The sequence below is a fragment of the Pseudomonas sp. PDM01 genome (assembly GCF_014852325.1).
Classification (GTDB): Bacteria; Pseudomonadota; Gammaproteobacteria; order Pseudomonadales; family Pseudomonadaceae; genus Aquipseudomonas; species Aquipseudomonas migulae.
This window is the reverse complement of sequence record NZ_JACVBK010000002.1, coordinates 557,094-581,091: the sequence shown is the minus strand read 5'-3', so window position 1 is coordinate 581,091 and position 23,998 is coordinate 557,094. Positions and strand designations below refer to the sequence as shown.

Annotated in this window: 21 protein-coding genes and 1 riboswitch; of the genes, 9 read left to right on the top strand and 12 right to left on the bottom strand. The window is 60.0% G+C overall.

The window, feature by feature from the left end:
• Nucleotide 1: 1 nt before the first annotated feature.
• Complete coding sequence (locus IB246_RS07240; protein ID WP_008044752.1) at nt 2–2,125, bottom strand: putative bifunctional diguanylate cyclase/phosphodiesterase; 2,124 nt, start codon at nt 2,123–2,125, stop codon at nt 2–4.
• Nucleotides 2,126–2,446: 321 nt separating this feature from the next.
• Here IB246_RS07240 and IB246_RS07235 point away from each other — a divergent pair, with 321 nt between their 5' ends.
• Nucleotides 2,447–3,115 carry a polysaccharide lyase family 7 protein gene (locus tag IB246_RS07235; protein ID WP_008044751.1) on the top strand — a complete coding sequence of 223 codons (669 nt, stop codon included), beginning with the start codon at nt 2,447–2,449 and terminating at the stop codon, nt 3,113–3,115.
• A gap of 193 nt (nt 3,116–3,308) precedes the next feature.
• Here IB246_RS07235 and fba read toward each other — a convergent pair whose 3' ends face one another.
• The 6 genes from fba to tkt all read right to left on the bottom strand — a co-directional run bounded on the left by fba (nt 3,309) and on the right by tkt (nt 9,631).
• Entirely contained in the window at nt 3,309–4,373 is a 1,065-nt protein-coding gene (fba, locus tag IB246_RS07230; protein WP_007981624.1) for a class II fructose-bisphosphate aldolase, read from the bottom strand.
• A gap of 235 nt (nt 4,374–4,608) precedes the next feature.
• Nucleotides 4,609–4,941 carry an MliC family protein gene (locus IB246_RS07225; protein ID WP_008045002.1) on the bottom strand — a complete coding sequence of 111 codons (333 nt, stop codon included), beginning with the start codon at nt 4,939–4,941 and terminating at the stop codon, nt 4,609–4,611.
• Between the two features lie 56 nt (nt 4,942–4,997).
• A complete protein-coding gene (locus tag IB246_RS07220; protein ID WP_008033291.1) occupies nt 4,998–5,219 on the bottom strand; it encodes a hypothetical protein in 222 nt (73 codons plus the stop codon).
• A gap of 34 nt (nt 5,220–5,253) precedes the next feature.
• Complete coding sequence (locus tag IB246_RS07215; RefSeq protein WP_008033293.1) at nt 5,254–6,417, bottom strand: phosphoglycerate kinase; 1,164 nt, start codon at nt 6,415–6,417, stop codon at nt 5,254–5,256.
• 12 nt (nt 6,418–6,429) lie between these two features.
• A complete protein-coding gene (gene epd / locus IB246_RS07210; RefSeq protein ID WP_008033294.1) occupies nt 6,430–7,482 on the bottom strand; it encodes an erythrose-4-phosphate dehydrogenase in 1,053 nt (350 codons plus the stop codon).
• Between the two features lie 151 nt (nt 7,483–7,633).
• A complete protein-coding gene (tkt, locus tag IB246_RS07205; RefSeq protein WP_008033295.1) occupies nt 7,634–9,631 on the bottom strand; it encodes a transketolase in 1,998 nt (665 codons plus the stop codon).
• A 260-nt stretch (nt 9,632–9,891) separates the two neighbouring features.
• Between tkt and IB246_RS07200 the strand changes: the two genes are divergently transcribed.
• The 4 genes from IB246_RS07200 (at nt 9,892) to IB246_RS07185 (ending at nt 14,521) form a co-directional block, all read left to right on the top strand.
• Nucleotides 9,892–10,887, top strand: a complete 996-nt coding sequence (locus IB246_RS07200) for an ArsR/SmtB family transcription factor (protein WP_008045009.1) — start codon at nt 9,892–9,894, stop codon at nt 10,885–10,887.
• A gap of 18 nt (nt 10,888–10,905) precedes the next feature.
• Complete coding sequence (metK, locus tag IB246_RS07195) at nt 10,906–12,096, top strand: methionine adenosyltransferase (RefSeq protein WP_008033298.1); 1,191 nt, start codon at nt 10,906–10,908, stop codon at nt 12,094–12,096.
• Between the two features lie 257 nt (nt 12,097–12,353).
• Nucleotides 12,354–14,027: an NAD-dependent DNA ligase LigB gene (ligB, locus tag IB246_RS07190; protein WP_008045010.1), complete on the top strand. Its 1,674-nt coding sequence runs from the start codon at nt 12,354–12,356 to the stop codon at nt 14,025–14,027.
• A gap of 98 nt (nt 14,028–14,125) precedes the next feature.
• Nucleotides 14,126–14,521: a DUF1090 domain-containing protein gene (locus IB246_RS07185; RefSeq protein ID WP_008045011.1), complete on the top strand. Its 396-nt coding sequence runs from the start codon at nt 14,126–14,128 to the stop codon at nt 14,519–14,521.
• 128 nt (nt 14,522–14,649) lie between these two features.
• On the opposite strand, the gene IB246_RS07180 is transcribed toward IB246_RS07185, so the two are convergent.
• Entirely contained in the window at nt 14,650–15,099 is a 450-nt protein-coding gene (locus IB246_RS07180) for a c-type cytochrome (protein WP_008033302.1), read from the bottom strand.
• 128 nt (nt 15,100–15,227) lie between these two features.
• Between IB246_RS07180 and IB246_RS07175 the strand changes: the two genes are divergently transcribed.
• Nucleotides 15,228–16,412 carry a murein transglycosylase A gene (locus IB246_RS07175; protein ID WP_008045012.1) on the top strand — a complete coding sequence of 395 codons (1,185 nt, stop codon included), beginning with the start codon at nt 15,228–15,230 and terminating at the stop codon, nt 16,410–16,412.
• A gap of 158 nt (nt 16,413–16,570) precedes the next feature.
• On the opposite strand, the gene IB246_RS07170 is transcribed toward IB246_RS07175, so the two are convergent.
• Complete coding sequence (locus tag IB246_RS07170) at nt 16,571–16,954, bottom strand: MAPEG family protein (RefSeq protein ID WP_008045013.1); 384 nt, start codon at nt 16,952–16,954, stop codon at nt 16,571–16,573.
• 41 nt (nt 16,955–16,995) lie between these two features.
• Nucleotides 16,996–17,829, bottom strand: a complete 834-nt coding sequence (locus tag IB246_RS07165; protein WP_008033307.1) for an EamA family transporter — start codon at nt 17,827–17,829, stop codon at nt 16,996–16,998.
• Between the two features lie 285 nt (nt 17,830–18,114).
• Here IB246_RS07165 and IB246_RS07160 point away from each other — a divergent pair, with 285 nt between their 5' ends.
• The gene (locus IB246_RS07160; RefSeq protein WP_008045014.1) at nt 18,115–19,284 is read left to right on the top strand and encodes an MFS transporter; all 1,170 of its coding nucleotides are present in this window, start codon (nt 18,115–18,117) and stop codon (nt 19,282–19,284) included.
• Between the two features lie 133 nt (nt 19,285–19,417).
• The gene (locus tag IB246_RS07155; protein WP_008045015.1) at nt 19,418–20,683 is read left to right on the top strand and encodes a cation:proton antiporter; all 1,266 of its coding nucleotides are present in this window, start codon (nt 19,418–19,420) and stop codon (nt 20,681–20,683) included.
• On the opposite strand, the gene IB246_RS07150 is transcribed toward IB246_RS07155, so the two are convergent.
• Both IB246_RS07150 and IB246_RS07145 read right to left on the bottom strand, forming a co-directional pair.
• Nucleotides 20,684–21,565, bottom strand: a complete 882-nt coding sequence (locus IB246_RS07150; protein WP_008045024.1) for a formate/nitrite transporter family protein — start codon at nt 21,563–21,565, stop codon at nt 20,684–20,686.
• 187 nt (nt 21,566–21,752) lie between these two features.
• Complete coding sequence (locus IB246_RS07145) at nt 21,753–22,145, bottom strand: acyl-CoA thioesterase (RefSeq protein ID WP_008033312.1); 393 nt, start codon at nt 22,143–22,145, stop codon at nt 21,753–21,755.
• 198 nt (nt 22,146–22,343) lie between these two features.
• Nucleotides 22,344–22,442: riboswitch (S-adenosyl-L-homocysteine riboswitch) on the top strand.
• A gap of 23 nt (nt 22,443–22,465) precedes the next feature.
• On the opposite strand from IB246_RS07145, the gene ahcY reads away from it, so the two are divergent.
• Nucleotides 22,466–23,875 carry an adenosylhomocysteinase gene (gene ahcY / locus IB246_RS07140; protein ID WP_008045025.1) on the top strand — a complete coding sequence of 470 codons (1,410 nt, stop codon included), beginning with the start codon at nt 22,466–22,468 and terminating at the stop codon, nt 23,873–23,875.
• Nucleotides 23,876–23,998 lie beyond the last annotated feature (123 nt).

Genomic DNA, 23,998 nt, shown 5'->3' with positions numbered 1-23,998 from the left:
TTCAGTCGATCAACGTGCTCCAGTCGAACGGCCGCACAAAGTCGCCGACGTCTTCGGCCATCATCGGCCGCGCCACCAGGAAACCTTGCACGTACTCGCAACCATTGGCTTGCAGCCATTCATATTGCGCGACGGTTTCCACGCCTTCGGCGATCACCAGCATCCCGTACTGCTTGCACAGGTCGATCACATTGCGCACCAACGCCGCATCCCGCGAAGAGTCCGGCAACCGGGCGATCACATGCCGGTCAAGCTTGAGCGTGTCCAGTTCCAGGTCCCGCAGATGCGACAACGAGCACGGCCCGGAGCCGAAATCATCCAGCGCCACCCGCACCCCCAGATTGCGCAGCAGGCGCAGTTGTTTGCGGGTTTCATCGGGATTGTGCATCAAGGCCTCTTCCGTGACCTCGACCTCCAGATGCCGCGCCTGCAAGCCATGGCGCTCCAGCACCTGACGCAACTCGGTGACCAGGTTGGGCATGCCGAACTGTGTACTGCTCAAGCTGACGCCCAACACCAAGTCTTCGGCAAACAAGGTTTCCCAGGCTTTGCGTTGCCCGGCGCCGCGATGATAAATCCAGCTGCCCAGGCGACTGATCAACCGCGCCTCTTCCAGCAACGGCAAAAACAGCCCCGGCGGCACGTCGCCGACGCTCGGATGCTGCCAGCGCAGCAGGGCTTCGAACCCGCGAATCTGCCCTCCGGCAATGGCCACCTGCGGTTGATACACCAGATTGAAATCGCGGTTTTCGATGGCGGTGCGCACACTTTCTTCGAGCATCAGCCGTGAGCGCGCCCGACCGTTCATGTCATGGTCGTAGAAGCGATATTGCTGACGCCCGGCACGCTTGGCTTCGTACATGGCGATGTCGGACGCTCGCAGCAAACCATCGAGATTGGCCCCGCAATCCGGATACGTGGCGATGCCGATGCTGGCGCCGAGGGCGATATCCAGCCCATCGATCTGCTGACAGATCGACACCCGCTCAATCAGCTTCTCGGCAATCTTGGCCGCTTGCTCGGGGAACTCCAGATCGAGCAGCGCCGTGAACTCATCGCCGCCCATGCGCGCCAGAATGTCGAAGGGGCGCAAGCAAGCCTTCAGCTGTTCGGACACCCAGCGCAACACGCGGTCACCGGCATCGTGACCAAGGGAATCGTTGACCCGTTTGAAACCGTCGAGGTCGAGGTACAGCAACACCCAGGCGCTGTCGTTACGCTCACCGCGCAGCAGCAAGTTTTCCACGGTCTGATAGAAACCACGGCGATTGAGCAGGCCGGTCAACGGGTCGGTCACCGCCTGGAACTCCAGCTGCTGATGCAGATGACGCACCACCGACATGTCCAGCACCGTCACCACCATCGCGTGTTGCTCGGTTGGCAACGGCGCGCATGAAAGTGCGACAGGCACCTGCTGGCCCGGCGCTGTACGCAATAGCGCATCGTGCAGGCGCAGGGTTTCGCCGCGTTTGTAACCGGCCAGCAGTTCTGAATCGGCCCAGACCGGAATATGCGGCTTTTGCAGGTAATCCAGAAACTCTTTGCCTTGCAGGTCTTGCACCGTGGCGTTGAGCAGTCGCGACATCGCCGGGTTGGCAAAGCGGATCAAACCGTCCTCGCCGACCACCAGGATGCCTTCGGCGGCATTGTCCAGCACCGAGGCGTTGAAGGCGCGCGCGACCTCCAGATCGTGGCTCAGGCGCTGCAACGCCCGGCGATTGCGCTGATGCTCCAGCAGCGCCTGGACTTTGGGCTTGAGAATCTGCGGGTCGAACGGTTTGAACAGGTAATCCACCGCTCCACTGGCGTAGCCCTTGATCACGGCATCCTGGGACTGTTCGTTGGCGGTGAGGAAAATGATCGGCGTGAGACGGGTGCGCTGACTGCCGCGCATCAGGCGCGCCACTTCAAAACCGTCCATGCCCGGCATCTGCACATCCAGCAGCACCAGGTCGATATCGTGTTCGAGCAGAAGGCCGAGGGCTTCGAAACCGGAGGCAGCAGTAATGACCTGCCAGTCCTGGCGCTGCAGCAACGCGCGCATGCTGATCAGGTTTTCAGGGTAATCATCGACGATTAAAAGGGTTGAGCTGCCTTCGGCTGGCGTGGGTTGCGCGCATTCCATGCTGCTTCTCTATGTCGGGGCGTCAGGCCGGTTTCTCGTGAAAACCGGACAAATGTTACGTCTTCACTCTAGACCGGGATTCGCGAAAGCAGAAGATATCAGTACGCCATCATTTAACTAAAGGGTTCATTGCCCGACTAACGGTCACCTCTACAGCCCGCTAAAACCGGGAAAGATGGCCTTTTAACAGGATTTTGACGTCATCCATTTGTCAGACAGACGTTAACAAAATAGCCTTCTACGCTTATAAAGACCGCCCCCAAAGGCGCGTGCTAGAGCTTCTGGTACGTCCGTGCCGCAAAATTCGTGGAAGCTTTGCCTATGATCGATCTCGCATCCTGGAACCTCAGCGTTCCCGTCGGTAACCCGCCGTACACCGTTGAAACGGCCAAACTGGTGAATGGGTTCAAGGATCAATACTTCCACTCCGACACCGGCACACTGTTTTTCTGGTCGCCGGTGACTGGCACCCGCACCGAAAATGCCAAATACCCCCGCACCGAACTACGGGAAACCTACAGCAACGGCACCCTGAAAAACTGGTACTACCCGGACGCCGACAATTCCCTGCGCGCCACCCTGGCGGTGAACCAGGTGCCGAGCTCCGGGAAAATCGTCATCGGCCAGATCCACGCCTACGAAAGCCAGAAACCCATGGTGAAGGTCGAGTATCAGTACAAGACCACCACCAAGACCGGCAACATCGTCGCCAAAGTGCGCATGCACCCCGATGACGACGAAGGCCGGGTAATCACCATCGCCACCGGCGTGAAACTGGATCAGGAGTTCTCCTACCTCATCCACCTCAGCCCTGGTGGTGCGCTGGGCATAAGTGCCGCGGGTTATCAGTGGGACACCAACATCAGCGCCATGTGGCGGGTCAAACCGCTGTACTTCAAGGCCGGGGTCTATGTGCAGGACAACACCGGGTACACCAGTGAAGGCGGTAAAGTGACATTTAGCAAACTGGATATTGATCACGATAAGTGATGTGAATCACGGCAGAACCTGTGGGAGCGAGCCTGCTCGCGATGGCGGTGTGTCATTCAACGTTGAAGTCGCCTGACACCCCGCCATCGCGAGCAGGCTCACTCCTACAATGACCGCATTCAACCAAGAGTCATCGCCCATAAAAAAACCCGCCTCTCGGCGGGTTTTTTTGTGCAACTCAAACGCTGGAGGCTTAGTTAACCTTGGCGTTCAACTCACCTTTCAGATAACGCTGATACATCCCTTCCAGCGAAATCGCTTTGATCTTCGAAGCGTTGCCGGCAGTGCCGAAGGCTTCGTAGCGAGCGATGCACACGTCACGCATTGCAGTGACAGTCGCGCCGAAGAACTTACGCGGGTCGAATTCGCTCGGGTTGGTGGCCATCAGGCGACGCATCGCACCGGTGGACGCCAGGCGCAGGTCGGTGTCGATGTTGACCTTGCGCACGCCGTGCTTGATGCCTTCGACGATTTCTTCAACCGGTACGCCGTAGGTTTCTTTGATGTCGCCGCCGTACTGGTTGATGATCGCCAGCCACTCTTGCGGAACCGAAGACGAACCGTGCATCACCAGGTGGGTGTTCGGGATGCGTTTGTGGATTTCTTTGATGCGGTCGATGGCCAGCACGTCGCCGGTAGGCGGCTTGGTGAACTTGTATGCGCCGTGGCTGGTGCCGATGGCGATGGCCAGGGCGTCGACCTGAGTGCGTTTGACGAAGTCGGCAGCTTCTTCCGGGTCGGTCAGCATCTGGCTGTGATCCAGAACGCCTTCAGCGCCGATGCCGTCTTCTTCACCGGCCATACCGGTTTCCAGCGAACCCAGGCAGCCCAGCTCGCCTTCTACCGATACGCCGCAGGCGTGAGCCATGGCTACGGTTTGTTGGGTAACACGGACGTTGTAGTCGTAGTCGGTCGGCGTCTTGCCGTCTTCGCCCAGGGAGCCGTCCATCATGACCGAGCTGAAGCCCAGTTGAATGGAGCGCTGGCAGACGTCAGGGCTGGTGCCGTGGTCCTGGTGCATGCACACCGGGATGTGCGGGAATTCTTCGATTGCCGCCAGGATCAGGTGACGCAGGAACGGTGCGCCGGCGTATTTGCGAGCACCGGCTGACGCCTGGACGATCACCGGGGAGTCAGTCTTGTCAGCGGCTTCCATGATGGCGCGCATCTGCTCAAGGTTGTTGACGTTGAAGGCTGGAACGCCGTAGCCGAACTCGGCTGCGTGGTCCAGCATCTGGCGCATGCTGATAAGTGCCATTGTGTGTGTCTCTCCCGGTTTGGGTCGTTAATCGTGCCAGCCTGCCGGAGCGGCGGCGGCTATTCAAGTTATTGCAGATCGGGGGTTAATCCAGTCCGCTCATTCGGTATTACGCAGAAACCCTGTAGGAGCGAAGCTTGCTCGCGAAAGCGGTTTAACTGACACCACATGCGTTGAATGTGGCGCCCTCTTCGCGAGCAAGCTTCGCTCCTACAGGCTTGGCACAAGCCTTCAATTACTCGGCTTTACAACCGCGGCCGATCAAATCGTTGGTGGCGACCCAGTAAACCAGGCCTTCCTCACCTTTTATGTGAAATGCCAGCATGTCGTTGCTGTACAGCGAACCTTCGGCGCCTGGCTCAAGCTTCAGGCGATAGACCTGATCGGCCCCACCGAGGCGCACGTCGACGGCCTTATGGCTGTCATCAGTGTAGCGCCAGACCACTTTGGCCTGGCTGTCGCAGGTCCAGGTGGCCCAGCTGTCCGTTGATTGGGCCGGCTTGAACAGGTCAAAATTCGAGCAACCTGCCAGCAGCACCAGCGCCGTAATGGCGATAAAACCTTTCATCCGTGTTCCTCGACTGACGGCGCACGCTGCCAGCCCTGAGTAAGGAGTCAGACCCGTCAAGGACAACCATGTTCCTTGGCGGGGGTCTGTGTTTCGTATTTGTCCAGGCCATCAGGCCCGGAACGCTTGTTGAGCACCGGGTTGGTTTCCGCTTGCCAGTCAGCCTGGTAGCAGCTTTTTTGTACCGATTGCGGCGCAGGTTCCGGTGCGGCCTTCGGGTTACTCCCGCAAGCCGCCAGTGAACCGGCGACGATCAACAGCGCTAGCGTCTTGACCATCTGAACACTCCTTTGCCTGGTCAAATCAGCGACCTCAGGCCTTGGCCCGACTTTCCAGGACTTCTACGGCCGGCAACACTTTGCCTTCGACGAATTCGAGGAATGCGCCGCCGCCGGTAGAAATGTAGGAGATCTGATCCGCTACGCCATATTTATCAATGGCCGCCAGGGTGTCGCCGCCGCCCGCGATGGAGAACGCCGAGCTTTCAGCGATGGCCTGGGCCAAGACTTTGGTGCCGTTACCGAACTGGTCGAATTCGAACACGCCGACCGGGCCGTTCCACAGGATGGTCTTGGACGACTTCAGCAGCTCGGCGAAATTCGCCGCGGTCTGTGGGCCGATGTCCAGGATCATGTCGTCTGCCGCCACATCGGCGATCAGCTTGACGGTGGCGGTGGCGCTTTCAGCGAATTCCTTGGCGACTACCACGTCGACCGGCAGCGGCACGCTGACTTTGGCGGCGATGGCGCGAGCGGTGTCCAGCAGGTCCGGTTCGTACAGGGACTTGCCGACCGGGTGACCGGCTGCGGCCAGGAAGGTGTTGGCAATGCCACCGCCGACGATCAGCTGGTTGCAGATCTGGCTCAGGCTGTTCAGCACGTCGAGTTTGGTCGATACCTTGGAGCCGGCAACGATGGCTGCCATTGGCTGGGCCGGAGCGCCGAGGGCTTTGCCCAGTGCGTCCAGTTCAGCGGCCAGCAACGGGCCTGCGGCCGCGACTTTGGCGAACTTGGCCACGCCGTGGGTCGAACCCTCGGCGCGGTGAGCGGTGCCGAAGGCGTCCATCACGAACACGTCGCACAGGGCGGCGTATTGCTGGGCCAGTTCGTCAGCGTTCTTTTTCTCGCCCTTGTTGAAGCGCACGTTTTCGAACAGCACGATGTCGCCGGCCTTGACGTCAACGCCGCCCAGGTAATCGGCAACCAGCGGCACTTCGCGGCCCAGGGCCTTGCTCAGGTAGTCAGCGACAGGCTTGAGGCTGTTCTCGGCCGAGAACTCGCCTTCAGTCGGACGGCCAAGGTGCGAGCAGACCATCACGGCCGCGCCTTTTTCCAGGGCCAGCTTGATGGTCGGCAGCGAGGCCAGGATTCGCGCATCGCTGGTGACAACACCGTCCTTGACTGGGACGTTGAGGTCTTCGCGGATCAATACGCGCTTACCTTGCAGATCGAGGTCGGACATCTTCAACACGGTCATGGGTCGCACTTCCTACGGTTTTTTTGAAGTTGCTGTTTGCAGATAGTGTTCTGCAACGTCCAGCATTCGGTTGGCAAAACCCCATTCGTTGTCGAACCAGGCCAGGATGTTCACCAGCCGTGGGCCGGAAACTCGGGTCTGACTGGCATCGACGATCGCCGAATGTGGGTCATGGTTGAAATCACAGCTTGCGTGGGGCAGCTCGGTGTAGGCCAGCAGGCCTTTGAGCGGGCCGCTGGTGGCAGCCTCGCGCAGAATCCGGTTGACCTCGGTGGCGTCGGTATCGCTCACGGTCTGCATCGTAATATCGAGGCAAGACACGTTCACCGTCGGCACCCGCACGGCTTTGGCCTGAATTCGCCCGGCAAGTTCCGGCAACAGGCGTTCGATGCCGCGCGCCAGACCAGTGGACACCGGAATCACCGACTGAAACGCCGAACGCGTACGGCGCAGGTCTTCGTGGTGATAGGCGTCGATCACCGGCTGATCGTTCATCGCCGAGTGGATGGTGGTGATCGACACGTACTCCAGACCGATGGCCTGATCCAGCAGGCGCAACAGCGGCACGCCGCAGTTGGTGGTGCAGGATGCGTTGGACACCAGCAGCTCGTCGCCGGTCAGGCAATCCTGGTTCACGCCGTAGACGATGGTGGCGTCGACATCCGCCTCGCTGGCCATCGGCTGGGAAAACAGCACGCGTGGTGCGCCGGCGTCGAGGAAACGCTGACCGTCTTCACGGGTGTGGTAAGCGCCGGAGCACTCCAGCACCAGATCGACGCCCAGGGACGCCCAATCGATGCCTTCGGGGGTGGCACTGCGCAGGACCTTCACGCAGTCGCCATTAATATGCAGACAATCGCCGTCGACCTTCACTTCGCCGGGAAAACGCCCGTGCGTGGAGTCGAAGCGTGTCAGGTATTCGATGCTGGCCATGTCCGCCAGATCGTTGATCGCGACAATTTCAAACCCGGCCGCCGAGCCTCGCTCAAACAACGCACGCAAGACGCAACGACCAATCCGGCCGTAGCCGTTGAGTGCAACTTTGTAGGGACGCGGTTGAGGCATGGGGTTCTCGATTACCGTGGTGAATCCGTTAGTGCAGCGTTGAATGTTCCATCGTCATCGCGAGCAGGCTCGCTCCCACATGGACGGTGTAGAACCCTGTGGGAGCGAGCCTGCTCGCGATAGCGTCAGATCAGACGACGCAACTTCTGGATCAGTCTTCCAGCAGCTCTTCAGCCTGACCCAGGATGTTTTCCAGGGTGAAGCCGAACTCTTCGAACAAGGCTGGCGCAGGCGCCGACTCGCCGTAGGTGGTCATGCCGATGACGCGACCTTCCAGGCCCACGTACTTGTACCAGTAGTCCGCGTGAGAGGCTTCGATGGCGATGCGGGCGCTGACCTGCAACGGCAGGACCGATTGCTTGTAGTCGGCGTCCTGGGCATCGAACACGCTGGTGCACGGCATCGAAACGACGCGTACTTTACGACCCTGCTCGGTCAGCTTGTCATAAGCCTGAACCGCCAGGCCGACTTCGGAACCGGTGGCGATCAGGATCAGATCAGGCTCGCCTGCACAGTCCTTCAACACGTAACCGCCACGGGAGATCTCTTCGATCTGAATCGCGTTGCGGGTTTGGTGCTGCAGGTTCTGACGCGAGAAGATCAAGGCCGAAGGACCGTCCTTGCGCTCCAGTGCGCACTTCCAGCTCACCGCCGATTCCACGGCGTCGGCTGGACGCCAGGTGTCGAGGTTTGGCGTGCAGCGCAGGCTGGCCAGTTGCTCGATAGGCTGGTGAGTCGGGCCGTCTTCGCCCAGACCGATGGAGTCGTGGGTGTAGACGTGGATCACGCGCTGCTTCATCAAGGCCGACATGCGCACAGCGTTGCGGGCGTATTCCATGAACATCAGGAAGGTCGCGCCGTAAGGCACCAGGCCGCCGTGCAAGGCAACGCCGTTCATGATGGCGGTCATGCCGAACTCGCGTACGCCGTAGTACATGTAGTTGCCGCTGGCGTCTTCAGCCGTGACGCCTTTGCAGCCTTTCCACAGGGTCAGGTTGGAACCGGCCAGGTCAGCGGAGCCGCCGAGGAATTCAGGCAACAGCGGGCCGAATGCGTTGAGAGCGTTCTGGCTGGCTTTACGGCTGGCGATGGTTTCGCCTTTGGCAGCGACTTCAGCGATATAAGCATCGGCTTTTTCGGTGAAGTCGGCCGGCAGATCACCGCTCAGACGACGAATCAGTTCGTTCGCTTCGGTCGGGAAAGCGGCGGAGTAGGCAGCGAAACGCTGGTCCCACTCGGCTTCGGCAGCGCGGCCGGCTTCCTTGGCGTCCCACTCGGCGTAGATGTCGGCCGGGATTTCGAACGGACCGTGGTTCCACTTCAAAGCAGTACGGGTCAGTGCGATTTCCGCGTCACCCAATGGGGCGCCGTGGCAGTCTTCTTTACCTTGCTTGTTCGGCGAACCGAAACCGATGGTGGTCTTGCAGCAGATCAGGGTCGGCTGCGCGCTTTTGCGAGCGGTCTCGATGGCGATTTTGATCTCTTCAGGATCATGACCGTCGACGTTGCGGATCACCTGCCAGTTGTAGGCTTCGAAACGCTTCGGCGTGTCATCGGTGAACCAGCCTTCGACTTCGCCGTCGATGGAGATGCCGTTGTCATCGTAGAAGGCGATCAGTTTGCCCAGGCCCAAAGTACCGGCGAGCGAGCCGACTTCGTGGGAAATGCCTTCCATCATGCAGCCATCACCCAGGAACACATAGGTGTGGTGGTCAACGATGTTGTGGCCCGGACGGTTGAACTGCGCCGCCAGGACTTTTTCAGCCAGGGCAAAACCCACGGCGTTGGCCAGACCCTGGCCCAGTGGACCGGTGGTGGTTTCAACGCCCGGGGTGTAGCCGAGTTCCGGGTGACCCGGGGTGCGGCTGTGCAGTTGACGGAATTGCTTCAGGTCATCGATCGACAGGTCGTAGCCGGTCAGGTGCAGCAGCGAGTAGATCAGCATCGAGCCGTGGCCATTGGACAGCACGAAGCGGTCACGGTCGGCGAACGATGGATTGCTCGGGTTGTGCTTCAGGTAGTCACGCCAAAGTACTTCGGCGATATCCGCCATACCCATCGGGGCACCGGGATGGCCGCTGTTGGCTTTTTGCACGGCATCCATGCTGAGGGCACGAATGGCGTTGGCACGCTCACGACGGCTGGGCATCGCTGATCTCCTAGGGTTTGAATAAAACGAAACGGAAAAAAGGCGAGCATTTTCCCTCACAGGCATGCCTCGCGGCAATGACAGATAGTCATCTGAAGGCGTTTTTCCAATGGATAAAGACGGTTTCGGCTGGTGAAACCTTTCTGCTATTCGTTTGTAGAGCGGAACAAGTCATCAGAAGTGCCACCCATCGAGCAATATCAAAACTTTTTGATATTGCTCTTGCGGTACTTTCTGACCGTCACTAGACTGCTGGCCCTATGAATTTACGCGTGCCTTCCATTCAACATGACGAGAGCGATGAGCTGGCGGCCCTGTGCAAGGCCGGTGGCGATCCTCTGCGGCTGAATGTATTGCGCGCGCTGGCCAACGACTCGTTTGGCGTACTCGAGCTGGCGCAGATCTTCGGTATTGGCCAGTCGGGCATGAGTCATCACCTCAAGGTACTGGCCCAGGCCGACCTGGTGGCGACGCGCCGTGAAGGCAACGCGATTTTCTACCGTCGCGCCCTGCCCCACACCGACCTGCTCGGCGGCAAGTTGCACGCAGCGCTGCTCGAAGAAGTGGACAACCTGACCCTGCCTGCCGATGTGCAGTCGCGGATCGGTCAGGTCCACGGGCAACGCGCAGCGGCCAGCCAAGACTTTTTCTCACGGGTCGCGGAGAAGTTTCGCGCCCAGCAAGACCTGATTGCCGGCCTGCCGCAGTACCGCGAAAGCGTGGTGGCCTTGCTCGATAAACTGAGCTTCAGCGAAGGCGCCACGGCCATCGAAGTCGGCCCTGGCGACGGTGCTTTTCTGCCGGAACTGGCGCGCCGTTTCACTCACGTCACCGCGCTGGACAACAGCCAGGCGATGCTCGAATTGGCGCGGCAGGTCTGCGAACGTGAAACGCTGGCTAACGTCAGCCTGCAACTGGCCGATGCATTGAATGGCGTAAGCCTCAAGGTCGATTGCGTTGTACTGAACATGGTGCTGCACCACTTTGCCGCGCCGGCCGATGCGCTCAAGCACATGGCCAAATTGCTGCAACCGGGCGGTAGCCTGCTTGTGACAGAGTTATGTAGCCACAACCAGAGTTGGGCCAGGGAGGCCTGCGGTGATCTCTGGTTGGGGTTTGAACAGGACGATCTGGCCCGTTGGGCCACCGCTGCGGGACTCGTTCCCGGGGAAAGCCTCTATGTAGGCTTACGTAATGGTTTCCAGATTCAGGTCCGCCACTTTCAGCGGCCAACTGGCGACACTCACCATCGGTAAATTCAGGAAAAAATCGAGATGAGCGAATACTCCCTCTTCACCTCCGAGTCCGTGTCCGAAGGGCATCCGGACAAAATCGCCGACCAGATTTCCGATGCGGTGCTGGACGCCATCATTGCTGAAGACAAGTTCGCCCGTGTGGCGTGCGAAACGCTGGTAAAAACCGGCGTGGCAATCATCGCAGGTGAAGTCACCACGTCGGCCTGGGTCGACCTGGAAGAAATCGTGCGTAACGTCATTCTGGACATCGGCTACAACAGCTCCGATGTCGGCTTCGACGGCGCCACTTGCGGTGTGATGAACATCATCGGCAAGCAGTCCCCTGACATCAACCAGGGTGTTGACCGTGCCAAGCCTGAAGATCAGGGCGCCGGCGACCAGGGCCTGATGTTCGGCTACGCCAGCAACGAAACCGACGTGCTGATGCCAGCACCGATCACGTTCTCGCACCAACTGGTTCAGCGCCAGGCCGAAGCCCGTAAATCCGGCCTGCTGCCTTGGCTGCGCCCGGACGCCAAGTCGCAAGTGACTTGCCGTTACGAAGGCGGCAAGGTTGTCGGTATCGACGCCGTTGTACTGTCGACCCAGCACAACCCTGAAGTGTCGTACAAAGACCTGCGCGAAGGCGTGATGGAGCTGATCGTCAAGCACGTGCTGCCTGCCGAACTGCTGACCAAAGACACCCAGTTCCACATCAACCCGACTGGCCAGTTCATCATTGGCGGCCCAGTGGGTGACTGCGGTCTGACCGGTCGCAAGATCATCGTCGACAGCTACGGCGGCATGGCCCGTCACGGCGGCGGCGCGTTCTCCGGTAAAGATCCATCGAAGGTTGACCGTTCCGCGGCCTACGCCGGTCGTTACGTGGCGAAGAACATCGTCGCTGCCGGCTTGGCCGAGCGTTGCGAGATTCAGGTTTCCTACGCGATCGGTGTTGCCCAGCCGACTTCGATCTCGTTGAACACCTTCGGCACCGGCAAAATCAGCGACGACAAAATCGTCAAACTGGTTCGCGAAGTGTTCGACCTGCGTCCATACGCAATCACCACCATGCTTGACCTGCTGCACCCGATGTACCAGGAAACCGCAGCGTACGGCCACTTCGGTCGCACCCCGGCGACCAAGACCGTGGGCGAAGACACCTTCACCACGTTCACCTGGGAAAAAACCGACCGCGCCGACGACCTGCGTTCGGCTGCCGGCCTGTAAGACCTCCCCGGCGGTACCAAAAGCCCTGCACGGTTCGCCGTGCGGGGCTTTTTATTGTCTTGCCTTTGAGACCGAGTCGCTCCCATCGCCGGCAAGCCGGTCTCGCTCCTACATTGGAATGCATTTCCCTGTAGGAGCGAGCCTGCTCGCGAAGAGGCCAGCCCAGCCACCCGGAAACACCAAGCAAAACACCCACCGTCCCCGCCAGAAAATACTGACTAGCCTTCAAGCACTCCCCTTGAGCAAGGACGCTCACAATGCTTCTGCGCCTGTTTTCTGTTTTTTCTCTGAGCTTTTTTTGCCTCACTACAACCGCAGCCGACTGTCCCGACTGGCCGCCCGCCAGGGCTCTGGACGAAATCACCACCCTGCAAAAACAGATCGACACCTGGGATGACAGTTATCACCACCATGGCCGCTCGCTGGTTGCCGACGAACTTTACGATCAAGCCCTCGCTCGCCTCACCGAATGGCGCAGTTGCTTTGACTTGGGCCTGACGCCCGAACCATTACGCACGGCTGGCGGCAAAACTGCCCACCCCATTGCCCACACCGGACTGGAAAAAGTGCGAGATGGTCGTGCAGCCGAAACCTGGATGCGCGATCGCAAGGACCTCTGGGTACAACCCAAAGTCGATGGTGTGGCGGTGACGCTGATCTACCGCAAGGGCGTACTGCACCAGGCAATCAGTCGCGGCGACGGAATAAACGGGCAAGACTGGACGGCCTCGGCGCGACTGATCCCCGCCATCCCCCGGCAACTGTCGCAACCGCTGGACCTGCTGGTTCAAGGCGAACTCTATTGGCGACTGGCCGACCATGTGCAAGTCAAGGCGGGAAGCCTCAATGCCCGCGCCACCGTGGCCGGCTTGATGGCGCGCAAGGAACTCAGCCCTGAGCAGGCGACCGGCATCGGCCTGTTTATCTGGGACTGGCCACAAGGCCCGGCCGGTTTGCCTGCTCGCATCGCCACTCTGGATGAGCTGGGTTTGCCGAGCATCGCGCCTTACAGTCAGCCGGTACAGACAGTTGCCGATGCTGAACACTGGCGCAATTACTGGTACCGCTCGCCCCTGCCCTTTGCCAGTGACGGTGTGGTCCTGCGTCAGAGCCAACGGCCTTCGGCCGAGCGCTGGCAGGCAAAAACACCGTACTGGGCCGTCGCCTGGAAATACCCCTTTGCCCAGGCGCTGGCCGAAGTACGCAAAGTCGACTTCAAGGTCGGTCGCACCGGACGGATCACACCCGTGCTGGACTTGAAACCGGTGACGCTCGATGACCGGCAGATCAAGCGTGTCAGCGTCAGCTCACTGCGGCGCTGGGAGGAGCTGGACATCCGCCCCGGCGATCAGGTGTCCATCAGCCTCGCGGGGCTGACCATTCCCCGGCTCGACGGCGTCGTACTACGCGCCGCCGAACGCCCAGCCTTGAACGCGCCGCTGGCAGCGGACTTTCATCATTTGAGTTGCTGGCAACCGACGCCGGGCTGTGAAAGCCAGTTTCTCGCACGACTGACCTGGCTCAGTGGCAAGCAAGGGTTGGCCATGCCTCATGTCGGCCCGGGAACGTGGGAGACACTTTTCGAAACAGGCCACCTGAACGGCCTGCTGGATTGGTTGACCCTCGATGCTCAAGAGCTTGCTAACATTAACGGCTTCGGCGAGCGCAGCAGTACTCGTCTTCTAAACAGTTTCAACAGTGCCCGCCAACGCCCTTTTGCTCGCTGGCTCAAAGCCCTGGGTTTACCACCGACCGGCCAGGCAAACCTCGCCGACTCCTGGCAGGAACTGGCACAACGAAACACCGAACAATGGCAGGCCGAAGCCGGCATAGGCCCGGGACGCGCGGCGCAATTGAGCGCATTTTTCCGCGACCCGCAGGTCCTGGCCTTGAGCGACACATTACGTGCGGCGGGGATCGACGGTTTTTAGCAACCGCAGATTCTCGCCCGCCCGGGAACCCAAAGAGGCCGACGAGCTCAAACGCCCATCGCCCTATCGACCCGATTGCACCTGCACATGGAGCTTTTATGAAATTTCTTTCACCACTCGCCCTGCTGACCCTTTGCAGCGTGATGGCCGCTCCACTGATGGCCGTCGAAGAGGCCCCGGGGCTGACCGGTTGTGCCGCCAAGAAACAGGGCATCATCAACCAGATCGAACTGGCCAAATCCCATGGCAACGCCGAACAGCAGGCAGGCCTGGAAACGGCACTGAGCGAAGTCACCGCGCATTGCACCGACGCTTCGCTGAAGAAGGAGCGGGAAAACAAGGTCCTCGACGCCAAGCATGACGTCAGCCAGCGCCAGGCCGACCTCGACAAAGCCATGAAGAAAGGCGACCCCGAGAAGATCAACAAGCGCAAAGACAAACTGGCCGAGTCGCGCAAGGAACTGCAAGACGCGCTCGACGAGCTGGATAAATAAGAAAAGGTAAAGTCAGGAATTTGCAGCGTTCTTCAGGGAGCTTCGCGAGCAGGCTCGCTCCCACAGGTGAATGCATTCCAATGTGGGAGCGAGCCTGCTCGCGAAAGCGTCAGCAAGAGCGCTGCAAATCAATGATCCCGAAATTCCTTATGGCACGCACTGCAGGCATCTTCGACCTTCTGCACCGCCGGCCCCAGGTTGCTGGCCTTGTATGGCTGAACCTTGCTGGCAATCACCAATTCACCGGTGGCGGCTTCAAGGGTGCGGGCCATTTCCTGAAAGCGTGCCTGTTTCTGCCACACATCGCCCTTGGCGCTAGTGTGATCTTCTTCGCGCACCTGCGGAAAATGCTTCCACGGTTCCTGGGACAGCGCATCGAGTTTCACCGCGCCGTCAGCGAATTTCGGGCCGTCGAATGGAATGCGGCCGCGCAACATGCCACCCAGGTCTTCGCCGGTCTTGAGCATTTGTTTGAAGATTGCCTTGCGCTGGCCCAGTGGCGAATTCGGATCGACACCGCCGCACGCGGACAAGGTCAGGCAGGCCAGCAATACAACGGAAAGTCTTTTAAGAGTCATGGTGGCTTCAGGTCACGGGAAACGGCGGCCAGTATCCTCGCGTCATCGGCAAAGACCAATAGCCCTATTATCAATACGGGTTGTTTGAGCGCATGGAGCACTCAGGCAATCGACAAAGGAATTACTCCATGAACAGCCGTTTCAAGGCATGGCGTCACCGCCTCGCCTGGACCCTCCCGATGGTGGCCGTGCTCGCAGGCTGCACCGGCGGTGACAACAACAAACCCAAGACCCACGCGCTGGCGACTTATTCCAGCGCCACCTGGGAAGCCCTGCCGACGGTGTCCGATAACGACCTGGTCGCCGGCTTCGGTTCATGGCGCAGCGCCTGCACCCGACTCAAGGCCGACCCGATCTGGGGCTCGACCTGCGCTGCTGCCACCAACGTGCCGCAAACCGCCAGTGACATTCGCGGCTTCCTCAAACAGAACCTCGACGTCTACGGCCTACGCGCCGCCAACGACAATCCCAACGGCTTGATCACCGGTTACTACGAACCAGTCTACCCCGGCAGCCTGACCCAAACTGCCGTGGCGAACATTCCGGTGTACGGGGTTCCAGAGGACATGATCATCGTCTCTCTGGACAGCATCTACCCGGAGCTCAAAGGCAAACGCCTGCGCGGACGGCTCGAAGGTCGCGTGCTCAAGCCTTACGACGATGCAGCAACCATCGAAACCAAAGGGGTCAAGGCGCCGGTCGTGGCGTGGCTGACCGACCCGATGAACCTGCAATTCCTGCAAATCCAGGGTTCCGGTCGCATTCAGCTCGACGATGGTCGCCAGTTGCGCATTGCGTATGCCGACCAGAACGGTCATCCGTATCGCCCCATCGGCCGCTGGCTGGTAGAGCAAGGCGAACTGAAGAAAGAAGACGTGACCATGGGCGCAATCAGCGACTGGGCCAAGGCCAATCCGGCGCGCATTCCGGAACTGCTCGGCAGCAACCCGAGCTATGTGTTCTTCACCCGCAACCCGGACAGCAATGAAGGCCCTCGCGGATCGCTGAACGTACCGCTGACGGCGGGTTACAGCGCGGCAGTGGATCGCAAAGTGATTCCGCTGGGCAGCCTGTTGTGGTTATCCACAACGCGGCCGGACGGCACTGCACTGGTTCGTCCGGTGGCAGCTCAAGACACTGGCGGCGCGATTGCCGGTGAAGTCCGTGCGGATTTGTTCTGGGGCACCGGCGAAGCGGCGGGTCAACTGGCTGGCGACATGAAGCAGCAGGGGCAGATCTGGATGCTCTGGCCCAAAGGCGCGGCCTTGCCGCAAGTGCCTCAGGTGGCTGATGCGGTTAAAGCCAACCCTTGATTACTGTGGCGGCAGATAGATAGCTTTCGCGGGCAAGCCACGCTCCTACAGGGATCTGCGGCGATCACACAATTGTGATCGACTGTAATACCTGTAGGAGCGAGCGGGCGGCGATCCGACTTGCCCGCGAAAGGGCCAAAATAAACACCGCAGATATGTCAGACCGAAATCACAAAGAAACTCACGATCAACCCCATCCCCACAAACCACACCAGCGACCGCAGAATCGCCCAGTCCGCCAGGTAGCAAATGATGTACAGCAGACGGCTGGTGATGAACAACACCGACAGCACATTGATCGTCACCAGCTCGGCGTTGCCGGCCAGGTGGGCCACGATCACCGCCGCCGCGAACGCCGGGGTCACTTCGAAACTGTTCAATTGCGCTGCATAGGCGCGCCGGCCCAAACCATTCAGTGACTCGAGAAAATCCCGGGGGTCATGGTTGTCTTTCAGTCCAAAACGGCCACTGATCTTGGCAATCCCCACGCAGAGATAGGGCAGGAAGAACGCAATCAAAATGCACCACAGAGCAACCGTCATATCGCAGTCCCTTTCTTCGAGTTATAAAATCCGGATTCCGGTCAAAACTTCATCACCAACATGCCAATCAGCACCAGCCCACAGGCCAAGAGCCGCGGCCGACCGAAAGGTTCTTTCAGATAGCGCATGCCAAACAGCACCACCAGAATCACGCTGATCTCGCGCAATGCCGCCGCTTCTGCAATCGACCCCAGCTGCATCGCCCACAGCACCAGAGCGTAGCTGAACAACACGCAGAACCCGACCGCCAATCCCAAGCGCCATTGTTCACGCCAGAACAGCATGAACGCCGGCCGCTTGCGCACCAACGCCAGCAGCGGAAACGGCCAGGCGCTGAGCAACGTCACCCAGACCAGGTAGTCCAGCGGATGCGACCAGCGCCGCAACGCCTGGCCATCGATAAAGGTGTAGCAGCCAATGCACAGGCCAATCAGCGCCACCACCGGCAGCATCGACCACGGCAAACGCGTACCGCCACCGCCCTGCCACAGCAGGCACAGCATGCCCAACGGGATGAGCAGAATTCCGAAGATCTGCTGATTCGTCAGCACCTCCCCGGCAAAGATCAGCGTCAAGGCCAGCACCACTAACGGCGACAAGCCACGCATCAGCGGGTACACCAAACCGAGATCACCTACTCGATAGGCCTGAATCAGCAGATAGCGATAAAGCAATTCGAATGCGGCCGATGCGAGAATCCATGGCCAGATTTCAATCGGTGGCAGCGCCACGAACGGCAGCATCAGCGCGACAAAAAGCATCGCCACGCTGTCCATGCAGGCCACGACCAACAACCGTTCCGCACTGAATTTAATCAGGGTGTTCCACGCCGCGTGCAACAGCGCCGCCACCAACACCAACGCCGTTGCAAGCACGGCACACTCCTTTTGTTCATCATCCTCACCCTGTAGGAGCACGGCTTGCCGGCGAAGGCGTACTTGAGACCGCTTTCGCCGGCAAGCCGTGCTCCTACAGGGACGGGGGGGGAGAATTGATTCGCCATATGTCAGCAGCTGTTTATACTGCAAGCGACCACGCCGCACTCAGTTGCGCACAGACTAATTCCAATAATTTCTGCCATGACCCGCTCTCTTCGAGAACGGTCGTCGGCCTGCGTATGCCTGATCACAGCGTCAAGACTACCGACAGAGACCTTGCGCATGCCACTCGCCTTGCTTGCCCTCGCTGTTGCCGCGTTCGGCATCGGCACCACTGAATTCGTCATCATGGGCTTGCTGCCCGACGTCGCTCGCGACCTCGCCGTGAGCATTCCCCACGCCGGTCTGTTGATCACCGGTTACGCCCTGGGCGTGGTGTTCGGCGCGCCGATCCTCGCGGTCGGCACCGCCAATATGCCGCGCAAAGCCACCCTGCTAGGCATGACACTGATGTTCATCCTCGGCAACGTGCTGTGCGCGTTGGCGCCAAACTACGCCACGCTGATGGCCGCCCGAGTGGTTACCGCGTTATGCCACGGGGCGTTCTTCGGCATCGGTTCGGTGGTCGCGGCCGGTCTGGTCGCGCCGAACAAACGGGCGCAGGCGATTGCCATGATGTTCACCGGCCTGACCCTGGCCAATGTGCTCGGTGTGCCATTGGGCACCGCGCTCGGCCAATACGCCGGTTGGCGTTCGACGTTCTGGGCGGTGTCGGTGATCGGTGTGATCGCCGCGATTGCGCAGTGGGTCTGGTTGCCGAAGGACATCGCCATGGACGAGGCCAACCTCGCCAGCGAGTTCAAGGTGCTGGGCAAGGTCAATGTGCTGCTGGCCCTGGGCATGAGCGTACTGGCGTCGACCAGCCTGTTCAGCGTGTTCACCTACATCGCGCCGATCCTGCAGGACATCACCGGGGTCAGCCCGCACGGCGTGACCATTATGTTGCTGTTGTTCGGCGTCGGTTTGACGGCGGGCAGCATGCTCGGCGGCCGCCTGGCCGACAGTCGCTTGCTGCCTTCGCTGGTGGGCATGGCGTTGGCGGTGGTGGTCGTGCTGGCCGCGTTCACGCAGACCAGTCACTCGGTGATTCCGGCGGCGATCACGCTGGTGTTGTGGGGGATCTTTGCCTTCGCCCTGTGCCCGATTCTGCAACTGCTGATCATTGATCAGGCACATGAAGCACCCAATCTGGGTTCGACGTTGAACCAGAGCGCTTTCAATCTCGGTAATGCGGCGGGCGCGTGGATTGGCGGGCTGGTGGTCGCCAGCGGCGCGGACCTGGCGGACTTGCCGTGGACCGGGGCGCTGGTCAGTGGCTTGACGGTGCTGACAGCGCTTTTCTTCATTTACCTGCAACGTCGCGGTGCGACTGCGGTCAATGTGTCCGCCTGAATAATTGCCTTCGCGGGCAAGCCTCGCTCCTACAGGATCGCGCAGATCCTGTAGGAGCGGGGCTTGCCCGCGAAGAAACCGACTCGGTGCACCTACCTGAAAACCAATCTCTCCCCTCATCCAAGGACCCCGGATGCTTGAACTTGTCGCTGCGTTTATCTGCCTCACCTCCCTGCTCACCTACGTGAATTTCCGTTTCATCGGCCTGCCCCCGACCATCGGCGTCATGGTCACCGCGCTGATGTTTTCCCTGCTGTTGCAGGGCCTGAGTTTCCTCGGTTACCCCGGCCTCGAAGAGCGCGTGCAACAGCTGATCGGCCAGATCGACTTCGGTGATCTGCTGATGAACTGGATGCTGTCCTTTCTGCTGTTCGCCGGTGCGCTGCACGTCAATCTCAATGACCTGCGCAGCTATCGCTGGCCCATCGGCCTGCTCGCAACATTTGGTGTATTGATCGCCACCGCCGTGATCGGCAGCCTCGCGTATTACATCTTTGCCCTGTTCGGCTGGCATGTGAGCTTTCTGTACTGCCTGCTGTTCGGCGCGCTGATTTCCCCGACCGACCCCATCGCGGTGCTCGGCGTGCTGCGGACCGCCAACGCGTCCAAACCGCTGAAAACCACGATTGTTGGTGAATCGCTGTTCAACGATGGCACCGCGGTAGTGGTGTTCACCGTGCTGCTGGGTATCGCGCAACTCGGTGAAACCCCAACTGTAGGCGCCACGGCCCTGCTGTTCGCGCACGAAGCGATTGGCGGTGTGCTGTTTGGTGGGCTGATCGGCTACCTGGTGTACCTGATGATCAAAAGCATCGAGCAGCATCAGATCGAAGTCATGCTGACCCTGGCACTGGTGATCGGCGGCTCGGCCATGGCGTCGGAGCTGCATGTTTCCGCACCGATCGCGATGGTGGTCGCCGGCCTGATCATCGGCAATCTGGGGCGCAACCTGGCGATGAACGACATGACCCGAAAGTACCTGGACGGTTTCTGGGAGCTGCTCGACGACATGCTCAACGCCTTGCTGTTTGCCCTGATCGGCATGGAGCTGTTGCTGCTGCCGTTCAACTGGCTGCACGTGCTGGCGGCAAGTTTGCTGGCCCTGGCCATTCTGCTCTCGCGCCTGTTGACCGTGGCACCGGCCATCCTCCTGCTGCGACGCTGGCGCACAGTGCCGCGCGGGACGATCCGGATTCTGACCTGGGGTGGTTTGCGCGGTGGTGTTTCGGTAGCGCTCGCCCTGGCGCTGCCATTGGGCCCGGAGCGTGATTTGCTGCTGAGCATCACCTACATCGTGGTGTTGTCGTCGATCCTGTTGCAGGGCTTGAGCATCGGCAAACTGGTCAAGCACGTGACCCGGGATGAGCCTGCGCCAGCGGCACAGGTCGGGCATCACTGATTACTTTTTGACCTTCTGCGGGTCGGGTTGCCGATCCGCAGACTGCTTCGGCGGCCCGCTTTCGCTGCGAATCTGCGCATGGCTCAACAGCGCAAAAATAAAGCTGCCACCGATGATGTTCCCCACCAGCGTGGGACCTGCGAACACCAGCCAGAAATCCTTCCACGGCAACTCGCCGGCAAACACCAGATACGACACCTCGGCCGAACCGACGACGATGTGGGTGAAATCCCCCAGCGCCATGAGGTAGGTGATGAGGATGATGATCCACATCTTGGCGCTCTCCATGGACGGGATCATCCAGACCATGGTCGCGATCATCCAGCCCGACACAATGCCTTTGGCGAACATCTTGCTCGCATCGTTCTCCATGACTTTGCGCCCGATATCGAGGAAGGCCAGGTCGGTCCTGGTGTCGAAAATCGGCAGGTGCAACATCACATACGCGACCAGCAAGGTGCCGCAAAGGTTGCCCACCAGCACCACCGACCACAGCCGCAACAACCGGCCGAAATTGTTCAGAGTGGGTTTGGTCATGACCGGCAGCACCGCCGTCAGGGTGTTCTCGGTGAACAATTGCTGGCGGGCGAGGATGACCGCAAGGAACCCGGCGCAGTAACCGAAACTGGCAATCACCTTGAAGTGTTCGTCGTCCGGCAGGCGCGAGTTGAGCAACCCCATGGCCATCAGCGACAGGCCCATGGTCAGGCCGGCGGCGAGCGCTGACCACCATAGTGCGGCGACGCTGCGTTCCAGTTCCTGATCGCCCTGGGTGCGGATGATTTCGTGCAATACAGCCGCACGTGGCGGCTGACTTTTTTCGACGTCATGCCGTTCTTCAGCCGAGAGGTTCGGGGTCTTGCCGTCTTTTTGCGCGTCCATAGAGCTCCGGAACCGGTGGCGTGTCATGTAGGTACGACACGCGGGGTTCGGCGCTTGTTCAGTGCACTGGCTGGTTTCTGTAGGAGCCGGCTTGCTGCGGGCGGCGTTCCGACGATGGGGGCGACTCGGTTTTTGCGGTGATGCTTATGGCGCCATCGCCGGCAAGCCGGCTCCTACGGAACTCGCATTACTCGTCCTTGAACTGGTCTTTGACGTATTTGATCTCGGTTCGGCCGTGTGGGGCGGGCAGGCCGTCTTCGCCGAGGTTGACGAAGACCATCTTCTCCACCGTCAGGATGCTTTTGCGGGTGATCTTGTTGCGCACTTCGCAGGTCAGGGTGATCGAGGTGCGGCCGAACTCGGTGGCGGTGATGCCCAGTTCGATGATGTCGCCCTGGCGCGAGGCGCTGACGAAGTTGATTTCGGAAATGTACTTGGTCACCACGCGCTGATTGCCCAACTGGACGATGGCGTAGATCGCCGCTTCTTCGTCGATCCAGCGCAACAGACTGCCGCCGAACAGCGTGCCGTTGGGGTTGAGGTCTTCGGGTTTTACCCATTTGCGGGTGTGGAAATTCATATTCACTCCTGAGCGTCTTGCCGAATGATGGGTGCCATCATGGCAGAGCCCGGACTAGAGCTCTATTAAGCATCGTCTATGGTCACGATTACCGTTCGGACATTGACCGACAGAAACGCTTTGGAAGATCAGCATAGCCCGCTATAATCGCCCCCGTTTCAAAACGGTAACGTTCCATTGATACCGTTTTCCCGCCACCTGTCCGAGGGGCGCTGCAGCAGGTTCAACCTGTCAGGCTCGGATGGGGCGTTGACTGGCCACGGCCAGACACTAAACGCACAACGGCGCCCATTCGCATACATTACGAATGGAGGCTCTTCATGAGCGCTGTTATCACGCCTGCAGATTTTAACGATTACAAAGTCGCCGACATGTCCCTGGCTGCCTGGGGCCGTCGCGAAACCATCATCGCTGAATCCGAAATGCCAGCCCTGATGGGTCTGCGCCGCAAGTACGTCGGTGAGCAGCCGCTCAAAGGCGCCAAGATTCTCGGCTGCATCCACATGACCATTCAGACTGCCGTGCTGATCGAAACCCTGGTGGCCCTGGGTGCCGAAGTTCGCTGGTCGTCCTGCAACATTTTCTCGACTCAGGATCAGGCCGCTGCTGCTATCGCCGCTGCTGGCATCCCGGTTTTCGCCTGGAAAGGCGAGACTGAAGAAGAGTACGAGTGGTGCCTGGAGCAAACCATCCTGAAAGATGGCGCGCCTTGGGATGCCAACATGATCCTCGACGACGGCGGCGACCTGACCCAGCTGCTGCACGACAAGTACCCACAGGTTCTGGATCGCGTTCACGGCGTGACCGAAGAAACCACCACCGGCGTTCACCGCCTGCTGGACATGCTGGCCAAGGGCGAGCTGAAAATCCCGGCCATCAACGTCAACGACTCGGTGACCAAGTCCAAGAACGACAACAAGTACGGCTGCCGTCACAGCCTGAACGATGCGATCAAGCGTGGCACCGACCACCTGCTGTCCGGCAAGCAAGCGCTGGTCATCGGTTACGGCGACGTGGGCAAGGGCTCCGCTCAGTCCCTGCGTCAGGAAGGCATGATCGTTAAAGTCTCCGAAGTCGACCCGATCTGCGCCATGCAAGCCTGCATGGACGGTTTCGAACTGGTTTCGCCGTTCATCGACGGTATCAACACCGGTACCGAAGCAAGCATCGACAAAGCGCTGCTGGGCAAGATCGACCTGATCGTGACCACCACCGGCAACGTCAATGTTTGCGACGCGAACATGCTCAAAGCCCTGAAGAAGCGCGCTGTTGTCTGCAACATCGGTCACTTCGACAACGAAATCGACACCGCTTTCATGCGCAAGAACTGGGCATGGGAAGAAGTGAAGCCACAGGTTCACAAAATCCACCGTACCGGCCCTGGCGCATTCGATGCCCAGAACGACGACTACCTGATCCTGTTGGCCGAAGGCCGTCTGGTTAACCTGGGTAACGCCACCGGTCACCCAAGCCGCATCATGGACGGTTCGTTCGCCAACCAGGTTCTGGCGCAGATCTTCCTGTTCGGCCAGAAGTACGCCGACCTGTCGCCAGCCCAGAAAGCCGAGCGCCTGACTGTTGAAGTACTGCCGAAGAAACTCGACGAAGAAGTGGCCCTGGAAATGGTCCGCGGTTTCGGCGGCGTCGTGACTCAACTGACCAAGACCCAGGCCGACTACATCGGCGTGACTGTTGAAGGTCCGTTCAAGCCGCACGCTTACCGCTACTGATTCGACCTGCTGTCCGCTCCCCATGGGAGCGGACTTAAGCAGAAACCACGCTCCCCTGTAGGAGCGAAGCTTGCTCGCGAAAGCATCACCGCGTTGTTTCTGAAGCACCGTGTTGTTGCTTTC